Source organism: Ureibacillus sp. FSL K6-0786, from assembly GCF_037965165.1.
Classification (GTDB): domain Bacteria; phylum Bacillota; class Bacilli; order Bacillales_A; family Planococcaceae; genus Ureibacillus; species Ureibacillus thermosphaericus.
Genome location: NZ_CP150191.1, coordinates 1,847,822 through 1,867,990 on the forward strand (window position 1 = coordinate 1,847,822; position 20,169 = coordinate 1,867,990).

Consider the following 20,169-nt stretch of genomic DNA (forward strand, 5'->3'; position numbering starts at 1 on the left):
TTTATAAATAATGTTACAATAAAATGAAAAAAAATGAAAATATCTTGTTTTTTAAAATGAATTTTGTTATGCAAATCAATCTTGTAAACTTATTATAGATACAGCCTTACATAAATACAATTTATTATTTTTATCAAAACCATTCTAAATGGTTATCAATTAACAAAAGGGGTATGTAAATGGAAATACAACAATTGGAATATTTCAAAGTTGTTGCTGAAATAGAACATATGACTCACGCTGCTGAATTGTTAAACATTTCTCAGCCGGCATTAAGTAAGTCGATTTCAAATATCGAACAAGAAATTGGAGTACCTCTTTTTGATAGGCAAGGCCGTTCCATTGTATTGAATCGCTATGGAAAACTTTTTTTGGAAAGAGTGAATACGATTTTAGAAGAATATAATCGAGCGAAACAGGAAATCAATGGATTGATTATGCCAGGATATGGAGAGGTATCATTAGGATTTATCCACACTTTAGGGATGGAGATTGTGCCTGAATTGATGGCTCATGTTCACGAAAAATATCCGAATATCAAGTTTACTTTAACTCAAGCTTCTTCATTGAATTTATTAGAATTGTTGGAAGAAGGGGATATCGATTTATGTTTATCCCAACGTATTGAATCAAAAATAGTTGATATTGAATGGATTGAATTATGGAAGGAAGAATTGTTTGTTATCGTTCCAGAAAATCATCGGTTTGCAAATAAAGAATTTATCAATTTGTCTGAAATAAAAGATGAACCTTTTGTATCTATAAAAAAAGGGAATGCATTACGTCATATTGTAGACCAATTATTAAAAGATGTGGGAATTGCTAAAACGAATATTACATTTGAAGGAGAAGATCCACATACAGTAGCAGGATTTGTTAGTGCTGGCCATGGTATTTCGATTATTCCAGACATTAAAGGATTGAATGAGTATAATGTAAGAAAAATATCGGTTAAAGAACCCATTTGTGAGCGGAAAATCGGTGTATCATGGGTTAAAGGCCGTTATATGTCTCCTGCTGCAACGAAATTTAAAAATTATTTAGTCGAATATTTTAAATGAAGATAAGGTGTCGATGGTGATGGAATTAGAGATGCAGGAAAGATTTGAAGAGCGTTTACAACAATTGCGTCATTTGCTTACAGAAGAACAAATGCTAGAAGCGAAAAATATATACCAACTTGCCCATGAAAAGAACGTAGAAGCGATGGTTGAATTAGCGGATATATACAGGATCATGGAGGAATATTCTCTTTCTGTTTACTGGTTGCAAAAAGCGAGTAAAGCGGGAAATAGTGAAGCACAATATCAGTTGGCTAATTGCTATTACGAAGGACTTGGCGTTGAAGAAGATATTGAAATGGCTTTTTCATTATATAAAAAGGCAGCAAAAAACGGAAATCCTGATGCAGCTAATAACTTAGCAGACATGTATTTAAACGGTGAAGTAGGAAATGTAAATTATAAGGAAGCTTTAAAATGGTTTGAAGTGGCTGCAAAACAGAATGTTGTAGAAGCAATGTTTACATTAGGAATTATGTATGAGCAAGGAATTGGGGTAAATAGAGATGACGAAAAAGCATTTCAATATTATTTGAAGGCAGCTGAAGGCGGGGATCTCGATGCCCAATATCGAATGGGTTCCATCTATTTTGAGGGTCTATTGGGCAGGGAGAGGAATGTCCCTCTTGCTATTGAGTGGTTTGAAAAAGCAGCGGAATACCATCACATTGATTCAATTTATAATTTAGGGTTTCTATATGAGAATGGAATCGGTGTTGAAAGAAACGGAAAGAAAGCACTTTATTATTATAAGAGAGCTTCGTTGCTAGGAGATTATCAAGCAAAGTTAAATATCGCATATATTTACGAAAATGGGATTGATGTTGAAGTAGATAAAAAAGCGGCAGCCCGCTGGCGAGAACTGGCAAAACAACAAAAGCAAAATGAGTATAATGAATAATAAGCACACTAAAAAGTATTGCATTACTACATTCCATATTCCGTAATGTAGTGGGGATGACAGAACATTACATGCTATGAAGAGATTGTGATTCTAAAGTTGGATTATGAAAAACTAGTTGAATATAGTGAAACAGTCCTTTGTAGTATAGTGGAAAGGGCTGTTTTTTATTGTTTAATAAATTGAATAAATTATCAAAATTCCTTTTGAAATAAATTCAACAGTCAAAAGCATATTTGTTGTTTACTATATTGAAATTTACTAAAGCCGACACAGAAAGAGTTATAAAAAAAGTTTATACTAAAAGTACGGTAAAATGATCTTATAGGAGTTGTAAAGAATGAAAACGGTAACAGTTATCGGTGGAGGAATTACAGGACTTTGCACGATGTATTATTTACAAAAACAATTAAAGGAAAACGAAATTCCTGCCCGTTTAGTACTTGTGGAAAAAAATCCGTACCTTGGCGGAAAAATGCACACAGCGCGTGAAAAAGGATTCATCATGGAAACGGGAGCGGATTCCATTGTAGCACGATATCCAAGCGTAATTGAACTTGTAAAGGAACTAGATTTTGAATCGGAAGTCGTATATAACGAAACAGGAATTTCTTATATTCACACCAATAATGAATTACATGCGATTCCAAAGGACTCTGTATTTGGCATTCCTATGACTCTCGAATCCCTAAAGGCGAGCACATTAATTTCAGAAGAAGGGAAACAACGAGTGTTAAAAGATGAGGAAATACCGAATACGAAATTTACGAAGGAAAGTTCCATCGGAGATTTCTTAGAATACTTTTTAGGAAAAGAAATCGTGGAGAAACAAATAGCTCCTGTATTAGCTGGTGTTTACTCAGGGGACATTTATAAATTGTCCATTGCCTCTACGCTTCCATACTTAGTTGATTACAAAAATGAATATGGAAGTATAATGAAAGGTTTGCAAGCAAATCGGGAAAAGTTTGAACGGGAAGCGAATAAAAAATTCCTTTCTTTTAAAAATGGACTATCTCAACTAATTGATCGAATGGAAGAACTGCTTGTGGATGTAGAAATATATAAAGATACTGAAACAGTTCTTGTTGAGAAGAAAGAACAACGTTATGAAATTTCCTTCGCTAACGGAGAAAAATTGGAATCGGATGTTGTTGTGTTAGCATTGCCCAACCAAGTCGTGAAGCAAGTTTTAAATAATGATGAATTAAATCCTTATTTCAACAAATTTAAAAATGCATCAGCCATTACGATGTATGTAGGCTTCGATCTACCAGATTCTATTTTGCCTAAGGATGGCACTGGATTTATCGTTTCCTACAACAGCGACTTATTATGTAATGCCTCTACTTGGACAAGCCGTAAATGGAAGCATACTTCAACAGAAGGAAATCTACTTGTTCGACTGTTTTATAAAGAAAGTAATCCTCGCTACCAAGAATTAGTGAAAATGAGTGATGAAGAGTTAACAAAGGTTGCTTTGAACGATATTCAACTCAGTTTGAATATAGAAGCACAACCTACCATTGTGAATATTACAAAATGGATCGATGCCATGCCAACTTATGATTTAGCTCATCATGAAGCTTTGCAAGAAATAATTACAAAATTAGATAACCTCTATCCGAATCTTTACATTGCTGGTTGCTCTTATTTCGGCGTAGGAATTGGTGCATGCATTGATAACGGGAAAGAAACAGCAAAACAAATTATAAACAACTTTTTAAATAATTCCGACTAATTAACTTGACAAAATGAAGTATTGATTTTATGATGTAACTTATTATATTGATATTTTAAAATCGAATATGACTTATCAAGAGAAGTGGAGGGAACTGGCCCGGTGAAGCTTCAGCAACCACTAAAAATTTTTAGTAAGGTGCTAAATCCAGCGGCAATTGCCGAAAGATAAGGTGACTTCTAAAGGAAATGACAAGCCTTCTTTCGCAAGAAGGCTTTTTCTATTAGATGAATTGACAGAAAATTTATGAAGTAAAGAAAAGTGAGGGAATTTCGGATGGGGCTACTAGATGCGTTAAAACATAAAGTGTTAGTTGCAGATGGTGCTATGGGAACGCTGTTATATTCATATGGACTTGAAAATTGTCACGAAGAAATGAATATTGAAAAACCGGAAATCATTAAAAAAATTCATAAGGAATACATACAAGCTGGCGCAGATGTTATTCAAACGAATACATATGGCGCTAATCGAATCAAGCTCACTCGTTATGGTTTGGAGTCTAAAGTAGTGGAAATTAACGAAGGTGCGATAGATATTGCCAAACAAGCAGCCAAGAACAGTGAAGTGTTTATTTTAGGTTCGATTGGTGGTATCCGTGGTGTTCGCAAAGTAGATTATACATTAGATGAAATTCTCGCAGCAGTTCGTGAACAAGCAGAAGTGCTAATTGCGGGGCAGTTAGATGGTTTGTTGTTAGAAACTTATTATGATGTTGAAGAGCTATGCGAGACGTTAAAAATGTTACGAGCCATGACGGATATGCCCATCATTGCTCAAGTTTCAATGCAAGAGCCGGGCGTATTAATGAATGGCATGAAATTGAATGAAGCATTAAAGCAGTTAGAAAAATTAGGTGCAGATATTGTAGGGGTGAACTGTCGACTTGGTCCATACCACACAATACAGGCTTTTGAACAGGTAGAAATTCCTGAACGAGCGTATTTATCTGTTTATCCGAACGCTTCTTTATTAGATATTGAAGAGGGGCGTGTCGTTTACGAATCAGAAGTAGATTATTTTGCAAGGGCAGCGGTTGAATTATGCAATGAAGGAGTAAGGCTCATTGGAGGATGTTGCGGTACAACACCGAAACATATTGAAGCGATGAAAAAGAAGCTTGCTCATTTTCAGCCGGTTGAAAAGAAAGAGGCAAAACCTCAGAGGGAAATAATCATTCGCGAGGCTGAACCGCATAGTTTTGAACCTCTCCACGAAAAAGCAAAAAGAGCACGTTCTGTCATTGTAGAATTGGATACGCCGAAGCATCTTGAAATTGAACAGTTTGTTGAAGGAGCAAAAGCTCTTTACAATGCAGGGGCAGATCTTATCATGATGGCAGACAATTCACTAGCATCTCCAAGGGTTAGCAACTTGGCAATGGGGGCCATTTTAAAACTGCAATATGGCATCCGCACAATGCCACATATTACTTGCCGAGATCGAAACTTAATTGGGCTGCAATCCCATTTAATGGGGCTCAATGCTCTTGGCCTTCATGATGTGTTGGCTGTAACTGGTGATCCAACAAAGGTAGGGGATTTTCCAGGTGCAACAAGTGTTTATGACGTTTCCTCGATGGAATTGATATCATTAATTAAGCAGTTAAATGAAGGGATTTCTTTTTCTGGCAAAGCACTAAGAAAAAAAGCGAATTTCTCAGTAGCAGCGGCTTTCAATCCTAACGTGAGAGTGTTAGATCGTGCTGTCAGCCGTCTAGAGAAAAAAATTGAACATGGTGCGGATTATTTCATTACGCAACCAGTCTATTCGAAGGAAAAAATTGTGGAAATTCATGAGGCGACAAAACATTTAGATACACCAATTTATATAGGAATTATGCCGCTTACTAGCTTTAAAAATGCGGAATTTTTGCATCATGAAGTACCGGGAATTAAATTATCTGATGATGTGTTAGAAAGAATGCAACAAGTAAGCGGAAATAAAGAACAAGAAACAAAAGTAGGACTAGAAATTGCAAAAGAATTGTTAGATACAGCAACGAAATACTTCAACGGCATTTATTTAATTACGCCGTTTATGCGATATGAAATCACTTTACAACTATTGCAATATATTCAACAACTTGACGAGCAAAATAAAGGAGTTAAAGCAAATGGTTAACCATCCAATAGAGGAACAATTGCAAAAAAGAATATTGATTATCGATGGGGCAATGGGAACAATGCTCCAGCAGGAAAATTTTACACCGGAAGATTTTGGTGGGGAAGAATTTGATGGATGTAATGAACACCTTGTATTAACTAGACCTGATGTCATTTCTAAAATCCATCGAGCGTACTTAGAAGCTGGAGCAGATATTATTTCTACAAATACATTTGGAGGAACCCCACTCGTATTAAATGAATATGGATTAGGTTATAAAGCAGAAGAAATTAATAAGAGGGCTGTAGAACTTGCAAAAGCAGAAGCTGAAAAATATTCAACAAGCGACTGGCCTCGCTTCGTTGCAGGATCCATAGGTCCAACGACGAAAACATTGTCTGTAACGGGCGGTATTACATTTGATGAGCTATCTGAAAACTTCTATATCCAAGCGAAAGCACTAATTGAAGGCGGCGCAGATTTATTGTTACTTGAGACAAGCCAAGATATGTTAAACGTGAAAGCGGCAACCCTTGGTTTGAAGCGGGCATTTAAAGAAACTGGAAAAGAGCTTCCGATTATGGTTTCTGCGACGATTGAGCCAATGGGAACAACACTTGCTGGGCAATCTATAGAAGCTTTCTATATTTCTATTGAACACATCAAGCCAATTTCAATTGGGCTTAACTGTGCGACAGGGCCAGAATTTATGACGGATCATATTCGCTCGCTTTCCGAATTATCTACAAGCTATATAAGCTGTTATCCGAACGCTGGATTACCAGATGAAGAGGGACATTATCATGAAACGCCCGAATCTTTATCGAAGAAATTGCAAGGATTTGCTGAAAAAGGTTGGTTAAACATTGTCGGTGGATGCTGCGGTACAACTCCTGCCCACATAAAGGCAATCCGTGAAGCAGTAGAAGGCTATAAACCTCGAAAGAAGAAGGAAAAATCCCTTGGACATGCAGTATCAGGTATTGAACCGCTGCTTTATGATGATTCAATGCGTCCGTTATTTATTGGTGAAAGAACAAACGTTATTGGATCTCGTAAATTTAAGCAGTTAATTATTGATGGAAAATACGAGGAAGCGGCTGAAATTGCTCGAGCCCAAGTGAAAAACGGGGCGCATGTGATTGATATCTGTTTAGCGAACCCTGACCGAGATGAGCTAGAAGATATGCGCCGATTTATGCAAGAAGTGGTAAAGAAAGTGAAAGTACCTTTAGTCATAGACTCAACTGACGAGCGAGTGATAGAGGAAGCATTGAAATATTCTCAAGGAAAAGCAATCATCAACTCCATCAACTTAGAAGATGGAGAAGAACGTTTTGATAAAGTGCTGCCAATCGTGAAGAGATATGGTGCCTCAGTTGTTGTAGGCACAATTGATGAAGAGGGAATGGCCGTCACTCGCGAGAGAAAATTGGCGATAGCAGAGCGCTCTTATAAAATTTTAACGGAAAAATGGGGCATTGCGCCGGAAGATATTATTTTTGACCCATTAGTTTTCCCCGTAGGTACTGGGGATGAGCAATACATTGGCGCTGCAGAAGAAACAATCGAAGGAATTCGACTCATAAAGGAAAAATATCCGAGAGCTTTAACGGTTCTTGGGATTAGCAACGTTTCCTTTGGTCTCCCACCGGTTGGCAGGGAAGTATTAAACGCAGTATTTTTATATCACTGCACGCAAGCTGGTTTAGATTATGCCATTGTTAATACAGAAAAATTGGAGCGTTATGCATCTCTACCGGAAGAAGAAATACAATTAGCTAATGATTTAATCTTCAATACAAACGATGAAACATTGGCGAAGTTTACAGCATTTTATCGTGATAAAAAGAAAGAGGAAAAAACTGTTGAACTACCTGCTACGGTGGAAGAACGTCTTGCTTATTACATCGTGGAAGGTACAAAAGAGGGTTTAATTGAAGATTTAGAAGAAGCAAGAAAAATCTTTGATACACCATTAGATATCATAAATGGACCGTTGATGGACGGAATGGCTGAAGTAGGCCGATTATTTAATGATAACCAATTAATCGTGGCGGAAGTATTACAAAGCGCTGGCGTCATGAAAGCTGCGGTTGCACACCTTGAACAATATATGGAGAAAGTGGAGAACAGCGCTGGAAAAGGAAAAGTGATTTTGGCAACGGTAAAAGGTGACGTCCATGATATTGGAAAAAATTTAGTGGATATTATATTAAGCAATAATGGGTATCAAGTGATTGATTTGGGTATTAAAGTGACGCCTGCAGAATTAATTGAAGCCATTCGCAAAGAAAAGCCAGATATTGTTGGCTTGTCAGGATTGTTGGTGAAGTCTGCACAACAAATGGTATTAACTGCTCAAGACTTTAAAGCAGCAGGAATTGATATCCCGATTCTCGTAGGTGGTGCAGCTTTAACAAAACGTTTTACTGAAACAAAAATTGCTGCAGAATATGATGGACCAGTTATTTATGCTAAGGATGCAATGCAAGGATTAGAGCATGCTAATCGTTTAATGGATCCGAATGAACGTGAAGTATTATTAAAAGAAATTAGGGAGTCCCGTGAAAGACGATTAGAAGCAGATGCAAAACGGGCAAATCAATCAGTAAAAGAAGTCTCAAAAAGGAAAGCTCGCACTGTAGAGGATGCACCGGTTTTCGTTCCAAGAGATTTGAAAGTACACATTAAGAAAAATTACTCTGTTCAACATTTACTGCCTTATATCAATATGCGTACATTGCTAGGCCACCATTTAGGTTTGAAAGGCAATGTGGAAAAACTGTTGGCAGAGAAAGACGAGCGGGCGATAGAATTATATGATTTAGTACTAGATATTTTAAATTCTGGAGTTTTAAAACCTTCAGGGATGTATCAATTCTTCCCTGCTCAAAGTGACGGCGACGATGTAGTTATTTATAGTCCGATAGATAGTAAAACTGAAATTGAGCGATTCCATTTCCCACGCCAACAAGTGGAACCTTATCTTTGTTTAGCTGATTTCTTAAAATCTGTAGATAGTGGTGAAATGGATTATGTAGCGTTAATGGTAGTGACTGCAGGACATGGAGCGAAAGAGAAAGCAGATCAACTAAAAGAAGAAGGCAAATTTTTAGAAAGCCATGCCCTCCTTTCAACTGCATTAGAACTTGCAGAAGGATTTGCTGAACGCCTTCACCAAGAAATTCGTGATGGTTGGGGATTCCCAGATCCAACTGACTTTACAATGAAGGAACGTTTCGCTGCAAAATATCAAGGGCAGCGTTTCTCCTTTGGTTACCCAGCTTGTCCGAATTTAGAAGACCAGGAAAAGCTCTTTAAATTATTGAAACCTGAAGAAATTGGTGTGCACTTAACAGAAGGATATATGATGGAACCCGAGGCAAGTGTATCAGCAATCGTCTTTGCACACCCAAACGCGAGATATTTTAATGTTTAAAAAAGCATCCCCGTAGTTAGGGGATGTTTTTTTGGGGTCAAATACCTCTACAAAATTTTGTTGAGTGATCGCCAGTTTTTGTGACAATATGGGTTTATGAATAGTTGCGCTTAACGTGATGAAAAATGTTTGGGAGAAAACACACTGTAGCAAGGGGGAGATTCATAATGATTCGGCCAATGATAATGGAAGATTTAGCGAGTGTATTAGAAATCTATAACGATGCCATTTTGAATATAACATTTGTATACCGATTAGAGCCAGAATCTTTAGAAGAAAAAAAGAAATGGTTTTTAGATAATGAAAAGGAAAATAATCCGATGCTTGTCTATGAAGAGGACGGGAATGTTATAGGTTTTGCTACATATAAAAAATTTCGTCCCAGTGATGGGTACAAATATACGATGGAGCACTCTGTTTATGTATCATCTAAACATCAAGGGAAAGGAATTGGTAAAAAACTTTTACAAACATTAATTGAGGAAGCGAAAAATCGGGAAGTAAGAACGTTAATTGCTGTCATTGACTCAGAAAATATAGGAAGCATTAAATTTCATGAACAGTTTGGTTTTTGCTTTGCAGGTAAATTAAAAAATGTGGGCTATAAATTTGGTAAATGGTTAGACACTGTCTATTATCAATTAGACTTGCAATCATAAGGATGCAATAAGCTCAATATGGCGAATAAAAAACAAGATTCATCTCAAATTATGAATGAGATGAATCTTTTTTTAGTACCAACTTTTTCGTATATGACATTTGTAATATAAAATACATGATATTTGAGTCTATTGGAAACACTTATCCAATTGTACGATGAACATAACAAATAATCATAGGAACAGGTGAAACAAATGTCCATGTCAGATGCAGAAAAGACGAAAAAGCTTCGTAAGGATGTTGCTCCTTTTGCAAAATCGGAAACAAAGATAAGTATAATTCAGATAATGAATACGATTATTCCCCTCCTTATCATTTGGGGAATTGGATATGGTTTCGCGAATACAAATCCATGGATTGGCGCTTTTTGCGGAGTGCTTGCTTCTGGATTTGTAGTGCGCACGTTTATAATTTTTCATGATTGCACTCATGGCTCATTTTTCAAAAGTAAAAAAGCGAATGATCTCGTTGGTAACATCACGGGAATACTCACTTCCTTCCCTTATGCCAAATGGAGGAGGGAACATTTAATTCACCATGCAACAAGTGGCAATTTAGATAAGCGCGGCATTGGTGATATTGATATGTTAACGGTAGATGAATATTTGGCTCTTTCGAAAATGAAACGACTGGCTTATCGTTTATATCGCAATCCATTTGTAATGTTCGGATTAGGGCCTTTGTATTTAGTGTTGGTGTTGAATCGCTTTAATCGTAAAGACGCTAAAGAAAAAGAGCGATTAAACACATATTTTACAAATGTAATGGTACTATGTATTATTCTCTCTTTGATTATGGCATTTGGTTGGCAGGCAGTATTGCTAGTACATGGTACTACGATGTTTATTGCAGGAGCTCTTGGGATTTGGTTATTCTATATTCAACATACGTATGAAGATTCTTATTTTGAATATGACCCGGAATGGGATTATGTAAAGGCGGCAGTAGAAGGAAGTTCATTTTATAAACTGCCAAAAGTACTTCAATGGATTACTGGGAACATTGGATATCATCATGTCCATCATTTAGCGCCAAGAGTACCAAATTATTATTTAGAAGCCGCCCATAATTCCGTACCGCCACTTCAAAAAGCGACAACTATTACAATTAGAACGAGCCTTCAATCGATACGTTATAAATTGTACGATCCAAAAAAGAAAAAGTTTGTAACTTTTAAAGAGGTTGAAAAAGTGTATGCTGGAAAAGTAAAGTCGGTTGAGGCTTAAATGAGAAGTCCCAAAAGTATGTATAACCTACTTTTGGGACTTTTTAGTTTATCCATGTATAATGAATAGAAAAAGGACTTGATGAAAGCAATGCGTAGTTGGTACATGATTTTTCCAAAAAGTAAATGGATCAGTATATATATATGGATTATATTCTGTATTTTGCCTTTCTATTTTCTTGTTCGTACATTATCTCACATCCAGATTTTTTTCGGCGTAGTCATCATTTTACTCTATTTTTTATTTTATTATTTTTCCTTCCAGTCGAAAAACGGACTCTTATATATGTGGGTCAGCTTTGACATGGTGCTAAATATCATCATGACATTATTTTATGGCTATGTGTATTTAGCTATATTTACCTCTTTCTTTATTGGGAATATAAAAAGTACTGTCGGATTTTATATCATGTACGGTTTACATATTGGGTTTACGATTGTGTCAATTGTTGTTGGCTATTTCATTGAATTGGAGTCTTTCCTCGACCAAACGCCATTTATTATTATCGCAGTAGTTGGGGTAGTTATTTTGCCGATTGCCATTTATCACCGTAATAAGCAGGAAAACTTGGAAGGCGAGTTAGAAAGTGCGAAAGAGAGAATTGCAGAACTTATAATCCATGAAGAAAGGCAGCGAATTGCAAGGGATTTGCATGATACATTAGGGCAAAAACTATCCATGATTGGATTAAAGAGCGACCTAGCAAGTAGGCTTGTTGAAAAAAATCCGAAAGCGGCTATTCAAGAAATTAAAGAAATACGACATACGGCGAGAATTGCATTAAAGGAAGTACGGGAGCTCGTTTCCAATATGAAAGCGGTGAAGTTGAGCGATGAATGTATACGTGTAGAGGAAATGTTACAAGCTGCTGAGATTCACTATCAGTTGATTGGGGATGTCCATAAACTGAAAATACCGATATTAGTCGAAAATGTGTTAAGCATGTGTTTAAAAGAGGCAGTAACAAATATCGTAAAGCATAGCGGTGCAAAACATTGCAAAATCGAAATTCAACAAAATGAAAATGAAGTGATGATGATGATAGAAGATGATGGGAAAGGACTCAATAAAAAAGTTGGATATGAAGGGAATGGATTAAAAGGGATACGAGAACGATTAGAATTTATTAACGGCACGTTAACTATTGAAAATAATCCAGGAGCTAAATTAACAATTACCATTCCCCTTACTATTACTCATCAGGAAGGAAGTGTATGATGATTCGAATCGTGATAGCTGAAGATCAAGGGATGCTACTTGGAGCGTTGAGCTCACTATTAAACATGGAAGATGATATGGAAGTAGTTGGGCGTGCAAAAAATGGTGAAGAAGCAGTGCGACTTGTCAATGAATTAAAACCAGATATTTGCATTATGGACATTGAAATGCCAGTAAAAACCGGTTTAGATGCTGCTGAAGAATTAAATGGAAAAACAGATTGTAAAATTATCATTTTAACGACTTTTGCAAGACCTGGTTATTTCGATCGAGCAAGAAAAGCGGGAGTAAGAGGATATTTACTAAAAGATAGTCCGATTGAAGAGTTAGTAAATGCAATTCGAGTCATTATGGAAGGAAGAAGAATTTATGCTCCAGAACTCGTTGATATTGTATATGATGAAGAAAGCGAAAATCCATTAACTGAACGAGAAAGCCAAGTGCTAGAGCTTGTTGCAGAAGGAAAAACAACAAAGGAAATTGCTGCCGAACTATATTTATCAACAGGAACTGTAAGAAACTACATTTCCACTATTTTAGATAAGCTTGGGGTTGGAAATCGAATAGAAGCCATTTCTCGCTTTAAAGAAAAAGGATGGAATAAATAAAAAATGAAGGACATAACAACGTTTTGCTTGTTATGTCCTTCATTATATTTAATTATTTATTTTTCTTTGTAACGCGGCCTAATGCAAAGGCAGCAGCCATTAAACCAATAATTGTGTTTGTCTTTTTATTGAATACTTGTCTTGTTACAAGGTTGATGTTTTGTGGACGTTCCGCAAGTCTGCGCATGAAGTATCCGTACCAGTCTGAACCAAATGGAACATAAGTACAGAAATTATAGCCTTCTTTAGCCAATTCTAACTGCATATCTTTACGGAATCCATAAAGCATCTGGAATTCGAATCTATCTTTTGGAATATTATGGTCTTTCACAAATTGTTTAACATGATTAATTACGTTATGGTCATGAGTTGCAATTGATGTAAATTTGCAATTCAACAAGCTGTATTCAATGATTTCAATAAAGTTTAAATCAATATCTTTTTTATCTTGATAAGCAACAGTTGGAGATTCTTTATAAGCACCTTTTACAATACGAAGGCGGTAATTTTTATATTTTTCCGCGTATTCATTTGATTTAAAGAAATATGCTTGAATAACAGTACCTACGTTATCATAAGTTTCTGATACTTTTTCCATTAAGTCGAATGTTGGTTGAAGTAAATCGTGAGTTTCTTGGTCAAAATTCACGTGCATATTATATTTGTGTGCAGTTCCAACAATTTCCATGATATTATCATAACAGAAATCGAAGTCAATTTTTAAACCAAGTTGAGAAGGTTTAATTGAGATATGTGCATCAACACCATGTTCATGGATAGCTTCAATTGTTTCGATAATATATTCTTTTGCTTTAATCGCTTCTGAACGTTCGTTAACAAACTCACCAAGCACATCCACAGTACAAGAAATGCCGTGAGCATTTAGCTCTTTAATACTTTCAATAACTTCAGGGATATTTGTACCAGCAACAACGCTTTGTGCACCGAGTTTTAAACCGTATTTTTGTGCGGCTTTATTTAAAAGTTGATTTTCTGATAATGCGATGAAAAAATCTCGTAAAACTGGCATAGATGATCTCCTCTTTTCATATAAGTTGTAGTTTAAGTTCATTATATCACACAAGAATTATAATACTTTCAGTTAATACTTGTTAATCATTATTTTTTTGTGACAAGTTATGTGTGATAAATTGCATTCGTTCATTAAATAACGTTGGATAACTTAAGAAACCAATTAAAATGCTGGACAAAGTCGCTGTTGTAAGTAAGCCAAATAAAATTAATAGTTGGAATTGCACTGCTTGCACTGGATCGGCACCACCGATAATCTGACCGCTCATCATTCCGGGTAGTTGTACTAAGCCAATCGTTTTTTGACTTTCAATGGTAGGGATTACGCTTGTTTTAATAGCATTTATCAATTGATTGTGAATGGCTTGCTTAGGAGTGCCACCAAGAGATAATATCAGTTCTATGATTTCTACATTTGCCTCAATTTCTGCTGTAAACCGGTTTAAAAATAAAATGGACAACACCATGGAATTTCCTAGCAACATCCCGCTGATTGGAATAATGTATTGGGCGGTAGGCGGAATAATTTGAAAACCAATCAAAATCCCTTGAGTCACTATTTCAATAACAATCAACGTAAAAGCAATTTTCCATGTAATTCCTTTGATATTTTTTCCTTTTTTACGGGCGTTTAGTGTAGCTACCGTGATCATCAATAGCACCATTAAAATAATATAAAAAAAACTCTCGGAATCAAAGACAAATTTTAATACATAACCGACAAAAAATAGTTGGATAACAGATCGAACGGTTGCGATGATTGTGTCCTTTTCCAAACCTAATTTTAATGTTTTGGAAAGGATGAGTGGGATGAGTACAAACGCAAGAGTCAATGCGAGGGAAGTATATGTCATGTTTTACGCCTTCCCCTCTACGAATTGTTGAATTCGTTTGTTTGTACTATGATCAAGCAAGCTGCTTTCTCCACTTTCAACGAGCTCCCCACCCATCATCACCCAAGTATAGTCACCAACTCTTTTTGCCTGCCCCAAGTTATGTGTGATCCAAATGATTGTCACGTTATATTTCCTATTAATGCTTAATATTAGTTGTTCAATTTCATTTGTTGATGTTGGGTCGAGAGCGGATGTGATTTCATCTAATAAGAGTATTTTTGGTTGGTTCATTAATGTTCTAGCAATCGAAACTTTTTGTTTTTGTCCACCAGATAAATTATGGACATCTCTGTATAAAATATTCATATCTAATGAAACGTCTTCTAAGGTTGAGATCGCTTTCTTTTCCGATAACAATTTGTTTTGTAAAGTCATTGGTAAAGCTAAATTATCATATACTGTTCCTCTAATTAAAGGAGCATTTTGAAGGGCAATTCCAACATATTGACGCAAGGAAGTCGGGCTGAACTCATTAATATTCTTGCCATCAATTATAATATCCCCTGATGTTGGTGAAATTAATCCATTGCACATTTTCAGAACGGTAGTTTTTCCTGCTCCAGATGGACCTACGATCGTTGTAATTTTTCCCTTGTAAAAATCGCCGGTAACATCTTTTAATATGAAAGAACTATTTTTTTCGTAATGAACGTGTTCAAAATGAATGGTAACTTCCAAAGGTTGCGTCATAACAATCTCCTATTCAAAATGTTGATAATGGTCAATAAGTGATATGTGAAGATGCTAAGGTCATCATAACTTTTATATAGAACAAAAGAAAAATAATTACAAATTATATGTGTTATTACAAAAAGGATGTTTATAATAATTAAATATAATTTATTTAAAATTTCGATTAGAATAATGGAATAGTGTATACTAGGACTAATGAATAATGGAAGAAGGAGTTCCTAATGAAAGAAATATATAAGGATGATTCATTAACTTTGCACACAGATTTATATCAAATCAATATGGTGGAATGTTATTGGGCAGACGGTATTCATGATAGAAAAGCTGTATTTGAAATTTTTTTCAGAAAACTTCCTTTTGGGAATGGATATGCCATCTTTGCAGGGCTTGAACGGATTATTGAATACTTAAAGAATTTCCGTTTCACTGAAACAGATTTGGCCTATTTACGAGAGTTAGGATATGATGAGGAATTTCTTAATTATTTAAGTTCTTTACGTTTTACAGGTTCCATGTATTCAGTAGTTGAAGGGGAAGTTGTTTTTGCTAATGAACCGATTGTTCGCATCGAAGCTCCCCTAGCAGAAGCCCAACTAATAGAAACAGCCCTACTAAACATTATTAATTTTCAAACATTAATTGCAACAAAAGCGAGCCGTATAAAGCAAATTGTAAAGGAAGAAGCTGCTGCAGAATTTGGTGCTCGCCGTGCACAAGAGATGGATGCAGCTATTTGGGGAGCACGGGCTGCAGTCATTGGCGGTTTTGAATCAACTTCCAATGTTCGTGCAGGGAAAATATTTAATATACCTGTATCAGGTACCCATGCTCATGCGTTTGTCCAAGCTTATAAAAATGAATACGATGCTTTTAAAGCCTATGCAAGACGTCATAAAGATTGTGTATTTTTAGTAGACACTTACAACACGTTAAAATCAGGCGTACCAAATGCAATACGTGTAGCTAAAGAATTAGAAGGGCAAATCAATTTCGTCGGAATTCGTCTTGATAGCGGTGACATTGCCTTTTTATCAAAAGAAGCGAGACGTATGCTAGATGAAGCTGGCTTTACTAATACTAAAATTATTGCATCCAATAATTTAGATGAATACACCATCCTAAACTTAAAAGCTCAAGGGGCTAAAGTGGATTCTTGGGGAATTGGAACGAAACTCATAACTGCCTACGATCAGCCGGCATTAGGTGCTGTATATAAAATGGTCGCGATTGAAAATGAGCTAGGTGAGATGGAAGATACATTAAAAATTACTTCAAATGCTGAAAAAGTAACGACACCAGGATTAAAAAGAGTGTTTCGCATTGTGAATAAAGAAAACGGAAAAGCAGAAGGGGACTATATTACAATGGCGAATGAAAACCCGCAAGAAGAGAAGCGTCTAAAAATGTTCCACCCTGTGCATACGTTTATTTCAAAATTTGTTACAAACTTCGAAGCGAGAGAATTACATAAACAAATCATCGATGAAGGTGCCATCGTATATGAAAGTCCTTCAGTGATGGAAATGCAACAATATGCAAAGGAAAGTCTAGAATTATTATGGGATGAATATAAACGCTCTCTGAATCCTGAAGAATATCCTGTTGACCTTAGCCAAAAATGTTGGGATAACAAAATGCAAAAGATTCAAGAAATTCGCGATGCGATTGAAAATATCGAATAATTTAGGGGGATGCTCTTGGAAAGTTTACAAAAACAAATTATTGAAGAGTTGCGTGTACTTCCGAAAATTGATCCAGCAGAAGAAGTTCGAAAATCCATTGATTTTTTGAAGGAATATGCAAAGAAACATCCGTTTGTTAAAGGATTTGTCATCGCAATTAGCGGTGGGCAAGATTCAACACTAGTTGGAAAACTGACTCAAATGGCAGTGGATGAGTTAAATGCTGAAATTGGCGAGCAGATATATTCTTGTTACGCGGTTCGCCTTCCCTACGGTGAACAAAAGGATGAACAAGATGCTCAAGATGCGTTAAAGTTTATCCAACCTACTAAAGTTATTACAGTTAATATTAAAAAGGCGGTAGACGCTAGTGTTGAAGCATTGAAAGAAGCGGGAATTATTTTGAGCGATTTTGCAAAAGGAAATGAAAAAGCCCGTGAACGAATGAAAGTGCAATATTCCATTGCGATGATGACAAACTCGGTTGTTGTTGGTACGGATCATGCCGCTGAAGCAATAACAGGTTTTTACACAAAATATGGCGATGGTGGAGTTGATTTAGTTCCGATTTTCCGTTTAAATAAGCGCCAAGGAAAACAGTTGCTTAAATATTTAGGGTGTCCTGAACATTTATATATGAAAACACCTACAGCCGATTTAGAAGATGAAAGACCGCTATTACCAGATGAAGAAGCTCTTGGGGTTACTTATGAAATGATTGATGATTATTTAGAAGGAAAAGCTGTTCCGGAGGATGCAAAAAAAATAATTGAAGGCCACTACTTACGATCAAAACATAAACGTCATTTACCTATCACAATCTTTGATGATTTTTGGAAGTAAATGAATATCATTTTATGAAGAGAATTCGCATACATTATTTGTAGCGAATTCTTTTTTTATATGCATTAATTGTATTGGAACGAAAAAATGAAAATATAAATTTAGTACAAATTTCATATTGTAAAATTTCATTTTAATCAATTTGTTCCGATAATATAATAAAAAAGTTGGTAAATAAACAGGGAATGGAGGTGAGCGCATTGAGAACTTCTCGTATTCAACCTGTTGCGAGTAGCACTTATTCGAAGCAATATTTACACACAAACAATGAACAAGTATTTCGAGTGATGGATGAAGGAAGAGGAAATCATCCGTTTTCGAAGAATCCTCGAGAACAGCGGAAAAATCGAAGTAAAAGTAGTGCTGTTCAATCACGCTTATCCAATACGGTTTTAAATCGCAACGCAAAAAAAATGTTTATTGTAGGGCAACAATTTGATGGTGAATCGATGGAAAAAATGCGAAAAAGATTATTACAACATAAAGAGAAAATCAAGAGGGCAAGAAATAAGAAAGTTCTCATCCGCGCTTACCGCACTTCTATTTGAAAACAAGATATAAAATAAATGGAAGAGCAATGTTTTACAGCCAGTAACAAAGATATGAAACAATGGTGAAATTTTAGATTTGGAAGGATTTATCCATAAAGTATAAACGTTCCATCACCTCGCGTCTTTTATAAATCTTTGCTCCTTCTGTAGTTGCTATCCTTATCGCAAATGGGCCGTCTCAAAATCATTTCAGACGGTCCATTTTTTTGTTTAATTTTTCGGTAAAAGGTGGAAACTATACTAATGTATAATCTTAACTTTTTTAAATTGTAATTAGTTGTCTTTTATCTGAAGGTTCGTTTATGCTTTATTTATGTTATTTTGTGTAAATTCTGACTTTTACGCAAAGATCAGGAGGATTTATGTATGCATCCAAAAATTGAAATGATAATCAAAAATATTGAGAAAGTAATGATTGGAAAACGAGAAGTCGCAGAATTGAGCATTGTCGCATTGCTTGCTAGTGGACATGTACTGCTTGAAGATGTGCCAGGAGTAGGAAAGACAATGATGGTGCGTGCTCTTGCGAAATCCGTGAGCGCAGATTTCAAAAGAATTCAATTTACTCCTGATTTGTTACCTTCTGATGTCATTGGCGTTTCAATCTATAATCCAAAATCATTGCAATTTGAATTTAGACCAGGTCCGATTGTTGGAAATATTATTTTAGCAGATGAAATTAATAGAACTTCTCCTAAAACGCAATCGGCTTTACTTGAAAGCATGGAAGAATCATCAGTGAGCATCGATGGAGAAATGTTTGAGTTACCGAAACCGTTTTTTGTCATGGCTACACAAAACCCGATAGAATACGAAGGCACATTTCCTTTACCAGAAGCACAGTTAGATCGTTTTTTAATGAAAATTCATATGGGCTATCCAACAGCACTAGAAGAAATAGAAATTTTAAGAAGAGCTGAAAAATCAGCACCGATTCAAAATTTAGAACCAGTGATTACAATAGATGAATTGTTAGCGATACAAGACGAAGTGAAAAACGTCTATGTAGATGATTCGGTAAAAGGCTATATTGTTCAGTTGGCTAGAGCCACTAGGGAAGAACCAAATGTATATTTAGGAGTTAGTCCAAGGGGAACTCTTGCATTAATGCGAGCATGTCAAGCATATGCGAAAATACACAATCGGGATTTTGTAAAGCCTGATGATGTACAATACTTAGCTCCCTTTGTTTTCAGCCACCGCATTATTTTAAAACCGGAGGCACGCTATGAAGGATTGACGGTGGATGAAATTCTAAACAATATCATTACAAAGTCTGTCATCCCTATTAGAAGGTTTGTAGAAAAATGAGTTATTGGAACAGAATATTCAGCAAGATCGGTCGCTTTATCGTCAATATCTTATTAATTCTAATTACCTTCAGTTATGCCATGTTTCAAGGTGGGTTTGTCAGTTGGTTTTTATTTTACACATTAATTCCATTTTTGCTTTATTCCTTAGTTCTCAACTTTATTCCTGTACGCATAGAGGAAGTTAAGAGGGAAATCC

General features: G+C 35.8%; 16 protein-coding genes and 1 riboswitch. Of the genes, 13 read left to right on the top strand and 3 right to left on the bottom strand.

Annotation, left to right across the window (positions count from 1 at the left end):
• The first annotated feature begins 179 nt into the window (after window positions 1-179).
• From NSQ18_RS09085 to NSQ18_RS09125, 9 genes are all read left to right on the top strand, one after another.
• Window positions 180-1,061 carry a LysR family transcriptional regulator gene (locus tag NSQ18_RS09085; RefSeq protein WP_016838942.1) on the top strand — a complete coding sequence of 294 codons (882 nt, stop codon included), beginning with the start codon at window positions 180-182 and terminating at the stop codon, window positions 1,059-1,061.
• A gap of 19 nt (window positions 1,062-1,080) precedes the next feature.
• Window positions 1,081-1,962 (top strand): tetratricopeptide repeat protein, encoded by an 882-nt coding sequence (locus NSQ18_RS09090; protein ID WP_339287763.1) that lies wholly within the window; start codon window positions 1,081-1,083, stop codon window positions 1,960-1,962.
• Between the two features lie 340 nt (window positions 1,963-2,302).
• Window positions 2,303-3,703, top strand: coding sequence for a protoporphyrinogen oxidase (gene hemG, locus NSQ18_RS09095; RefSeq protein WP_016838944.1), 1,401 nt, complete (start codon window positions 2,303-2,305; stop codon window positions 3,701-3,703).
• A 69-nt stretch (window positions 3,704-3,772) separates the two neighbouring features.
• A riboswitch (SAM riboswitch) is annotated at window positions 3,773-3,877 on the top strand.
• Between the two features lie 102 nt (window positions 3,878-3,979).
• Entirely contained in the window at window positions 3,980-5,827 is a 1,848-nt protein-coding gene (locus NSQ18_RS09100) for a bifunctional homocysteine S-methyltransferase/methylenetetrahydrofolate reductase (protein WP_339287765.1), read from the top strand.
• Complete coding sequence (gene metH / locus NSQ18_RS09105) at window positions 5,820-9,251, top strand: methionine synthase (protein ID WP_168412404.1); 3,432 nt, start codon at window positions 5,820-5,822, stop codon at window positions 9,249-9,251. The genes NSQ18_RS09100 and metH overlap by 8 nt, the downstream gene beginning before the upstream one ends.
• Before the next feature lie 167 nt (window positions 9,252-9,418).
• Entirely contained in the window at window positions 9,419-9,910 is a 492-nt protein-coding gene (locus tag NSQ18_RS09110) for a GNAT family N-acetyltransferase (protein ID WP_016838947.1), read from the top strand.
• A 195-nt stretch (window positions 9,911-10,105) separates the two neighbouring features.
• Entirely contained in the window at window positions 10,106-11,137 is a 1,032-nt protein-coding gene (locus NSQ18_RS09115) for a fatty acid desaturase (RefSeq protein WP_040764737.1), read from the top strand.
• 303 nt (window positions 11,138-11,440) lie between these two features.
• The gene (locus tag NSQ18_RS09120) at window positions 11,441-12,355 is read left to right on the top strand and encodes a sensor histidine kinase (RefSeq protein WP_016838949.1); all 915 of its coding nucleotides are present in this window, start codon (window positions 11,441-11,443) and stop codon (window positions 12,353-12,355) included.
• Window positions 12,355-12,963: a response regulator transcription factor gene (locus NSQ18_RS09125; RefSeq protein WP_026019112.1), complete on the top strand. Its 609-nt coding sequence runs from the start codon at window positions 12,355-12,357 to the stop codon at window positions 12,961-12,963. Before NSQ18_RS09120 ends, NSQ18_RS09125 begins: the two co-directional genes overlap by 1 nt.
• A 52-nt stretch (window positions 12,964-13,015) precedes the next feature.
• On the opposite strand, the gene NSQ18_RS09130 is transcribed toward NSQ18_RS09125, so the two are convergent.
• The 3 genes from NSQ18_RS09130 to NSQ18_RS09140 form a co-directional block, all read right to left on the bottom strand.
• Window positions 13,016-13,993 carry a proline dehydrogenase family protein gene (locus NSQ18_RS09130; protein ID WP_016838951.1) on the bottom strand — a complete coding sequence of 326 codons (978 nt, stop codon included), beginning with the start codon at window positions 13,991-13,993 and terminating at the stop codon, window positions 13,016-13,018.
• 82 nt (window positions 13,994-14,075) lie between these two features.
• Window positions 14,076-14,849 (bottom strand): iron export ABC transporter permease subunit FetB, encoded by a 774-nt coding sequence (gene fetB / locus NSQ18_RS09135; RefSeq protein ID WP_016838952.1) that lies wholly within the window; start codon window positions 14,847-14,849, stop codon window positions 14,076-14,078.
• Window positions 14,850-14,852: 3 nt separating this feature from the next.
• The gene (locus tag NSQ18_RS09140) at window positions 14,853-15,581 is read right to left on the bottom strand and encodes a phosphate ABC transporter ATP-binding protein (protein WP_016838953.1); all 729 of its coding nucleotides are present in this window, start codon (window positions 15,579-15,581) and stop codon (window positions 14,853-14,855) included.
• 224 nt (window positions 15,582-15,805) lie between these two features.
• On the opposite strand from NSQ18_RS09140, the gene NSQ18_RS09145 reads away from it, so the two are divergent.
• The 4 genes from NSQ18_RS09145 (at window position 15,806) to NSQ18_RS09160 (ending at window position 19,971) form a co-directional block, all read left to right on the top strand.
• Window positions 15,806-17,266: a nicotinate phosphoribosyltransferase gene (locus NSQ18_RS09145; protein ID WP_016838954.1), complete on the top strand. Its 1,461-nt coding sequence runs from the start codon at window positions 15,806-15,808 to the stop codon at window positions 17,264-17,266.
• Between the two features lie 9 nt (window positions 17,267-17,275).
• A complete protein-coding gene (gene nadE / locus NSQ18_RS09150; protein WP_157782657.1) occupies window positions 17,276-18,109 on the top strand; it encodes an ammonia-dependent NAD(+) synthetase in 834 nt (277 codons plus the stop codon).
• Between the two features lie 200 nt (window positions 18,110-18,309).
• Window positions 18,310-18,657, top strand: coding sequence for a hypothetical protein (locus NSQ18_RS09155; protein ID WP_016838957.1), 348 nt, complete (start codon window positions 18,310-18,312; stop codon window positions 18,655-18,657).
• A gap of 369 nt (window positions 18,658-19,026) precedes the next feature.
• Window positions 19,027-19,971, top strand: a complete 945-nt coding sequence (locus tag NSQ18_RS09160; RefSeq protein WP_016838958.1) for a MoxR family ATPase — start codon at window positions 19,027-19,029, stop codon at window positions 19,969-19,971.
• The last annotated feature ends 198 nt before the right edge of the window (window positions 19,972-20,169 follow it).